The sequence below is a fragment of the Mycobacterium sp. genome (assembly GCF_035697385.1).
In the GTDB taxonomy this organism is placed as follows: Bacteria; Actinomycetota; Actinomycetes; order Mycobacteriales; family Mycobacteriaceae; genus Mycobacterium.
Genome location: NZ_DASSCY010000133.1, coordinates 1 through 2694, shown reverse-complemented (window position 1 = coordinate 2694; position 2694 = coordinate 1). Strand labels below are relative to the sequence as shown.

Here is a 2694-nt window from a genome sequence, read left to right as displayed (position 1 = left end):
GGCGCGGCGCTGGGACAGGTCGCGGTGCTCGGCGCCGGCGTGATGGGGTTGACCGCGGCGACGCTATTGGTGGAAGCGGGATTCACCGTCCGGATTTACGCCTCGGCGCTGCAGTTGACGACGTCGGATATCGCGGGCGGCCAATGGCAACCATCATTCGTCGAGTACGACCGATCGGTCCCGGGGGCGAAACAGCGATTCGAGAACATTCTGCGGACGTCGTTCACGATGCACCGCGACCGAATCGGCCAGGGATTCGGTGTCTCGAAGGTCATCAACTATTCGAAACACGGATCGGGCACGAGCTTCGACAAGGTGCCCCACGACGTGATTCCGCCACCGACGGCGTATGCGCAATTGCCCTTCGCCCAGCTCAGTCAGCCGGGTTTCGGCTACCACACCCTGTTGGTGGAACCGCCCATCTTCCTCAACAAGCTGCGCGATGACCTTGTCGCATCAGTGCCGTTCACGCACAAGGAGTTTCGTTCAGCGGCGGACGTCGGCCAATTGCCCGAGCCGATCGTCGTGAACTGCACCGGGCTGGGCTCGGCGCAGATCTTCAATGACACCAAGCTCGTTCCGATCAAAGGCCACCTGGTGTTGCTGCGGCCGCAGCTGAACCTGGAATACCTGTATAGCTCCGACCGCACGTATGTGGTCCCGCGCGCCGACCACGTGGTCGTCGGCGGCTCATTTGAGGTGGGCGCCGGGGATCCCACCGTGGATCCGGCCATGTGCCAGACGATCCTTGCGCTGGCCAAGGACGTCTTCGCGGGCGCGACGACGCTGCGAGTCACGCCCCGGCCATGGATGCTGCCCGAATACGGCGACGAGTACCGGTAGCCGATGCCCTACGTCGTCGCGGATTACATCATCGAGCGCCTTGCCCAGAACGGCGTCGAGGCCCTGTTCGGGGTGCCGGCCGTATTCTGCGCGCCGGTCTTCAACGCCGCCGCACGGCGCCCGAACTTCCGGACAGTGGTGACAAACAGCGACCTGGAAGCGGGCTATGCGGCCGACGGATACGCACGCGTGAGGGGGTTGTCGGCGGTGGCGGTGTCGTATGGTCCTGGCACGCTCAGCATCGCCAACGCGGTCGCGGGTGCCTACATCGAACGCAGCCCGATCGTGGTGATCAACGGTGGACCGTCGGACAAGAACATCACCGACCAGAACACGACGGGCGTGGTGTATTCGCATTCGATGGGACGGCCGCACACCGACCTCGACGTCTTCCGCAACATCACCGTGTTCAGCGAGCGCGAGACGGACATCAACCGCCTCCCGCAGGTCGTCGACGACGCGATCGCGGCAGCCCTGATCCGTAAGCACCCGGTGTACCTCGAAATACCCATGGCGCAGCTGGATTCGGCGTGCCCTCAGCCGGTCGGCGCGATCGATGTGACGGTACCGGCCGGCGACGCCGACGCCGTCGCGACTTCGATCCTGCAAGAACTCGACACGGTAGCGAACCCCGTCGTCATCGTCGGCGAAGAGGTCCAGCGGTACCGCCTCGCGTCGCAGGTGCTGGCCGTCCTGGACCGACTCCAGGTCAGGTGGGCAACCACGTTGGTAGGCAAATCGGTATTGCCCGAAGATCATCCGCGCTTCGTCGGCGTCTTCAACGGTGATCGGGCACCCGCGGCACTGAAGACGTTGATACAGCAGGCCGGGCTGATCGTCGCGCTCGGTTCGGTGTTCGGTTCGAATCATGCGAACCTGATGATCCCGAAGGCCAACCAGACGATTCGGGTGTGGGACGGCGTGGCCGTATTCCGCGGGGGCACACCGAAATCCGTCGGGCTACCGGCACTGGTCGCGGCACTGGACAGCCAATCCATCGGTGTCAGTCCGGTCGCCTACACCGTTGGCGTCGCAACACCGGTGGATCCGCCCGCGCCCGCGACACCGGAGCTGGGATATCAGCAGGTGTTCGACGTGGTCGCCGAGCCGGAGTTCCTCGATCCGTCATTCGTCGTCATACCCGACACCTTCCTCGGCATCTATCCGGCAGCGCGGAGGAAAATGCCCGCCCAGGACTCGTTCATCGTGAACGCGATATGGGCGTCGATCGGGCATTCGGTCGGTGCGGCGGTGGGCGCGGCCGTGCCGGGCGGCAAGCGGCCGTTGGTGCTGATCGGCGACGGCGGCTTCCAGATGGTTGGCCAGGCCGTCTCGACAATGGTGCGCTACCAACATAATTCGATCATCGTCATCATCGACAACAGCCTCTACGGGATCGAACAGTTTCTGCTGGGTCCGGGCTACTACACCAACCTGTCGCAGCCGCCGCTGCCCTACAACGTGCTGCCGGACTGGAACTTCGACGCGTTCGCCCAGGCACTCGGCGTCACACAGGTCGCCACGGTCAACACGGCGGCAACGCTGCGGGCGGCGCTGGCGGCGGCCAAGGCGCACACTACCGGGCCATCGGTCATCCGCGCGCTGGTGGGAGGCCGGTCCCTGCCGACGGGGCTCTAGCGTTGGCAGTAAGTGGCCGATGCTCGGCACCAAACGCCGCGCGATATATCCCGGCTCTCCGAGGGACGCACATGCACCCCGTCCGCTACCACTGCCGCCGTCCGCATCAAGACCGCCGACCAAACCTCACCAGCATCGCAGCAAAACAGTTGACCACCTGCCGGCCGCGTGCGATCCTGTTCGACTTGCCCTCTTTCCGACGACCACAACGCA

Annotated in this window: 2 protein-coding genes; both read left to right on the top strand. The window is 64.8% G+C overall.

What is annotated here, in order from left to right:
* The coding region (locus tag VFH65_RS11460; RefSeq protein WP_353321547.1) for an FAD-dependent oxidoreductase at window positions 1-843 on the top strand (843 nt) is incomplete at its 5' end.
* A 3-nt stretch (window positions 844-846) separates the two neighbouring features.
* Window positions 847-2481 carry a thiamine pyrophosphate-dependent enzyme gene (locus VFH65_RS11455; RefSeq protein ID WP_353321546.1) on the top strand — a complete coding sequence of 545 codons (1635 nt, stop codon included), beginning with the start codon at window positions 847-849 and terminating at the stop codon, window positions 2479-2481.
* The last annotated feature ends 213 nt before the right edge of the window (window positions 2482-2694 follow it).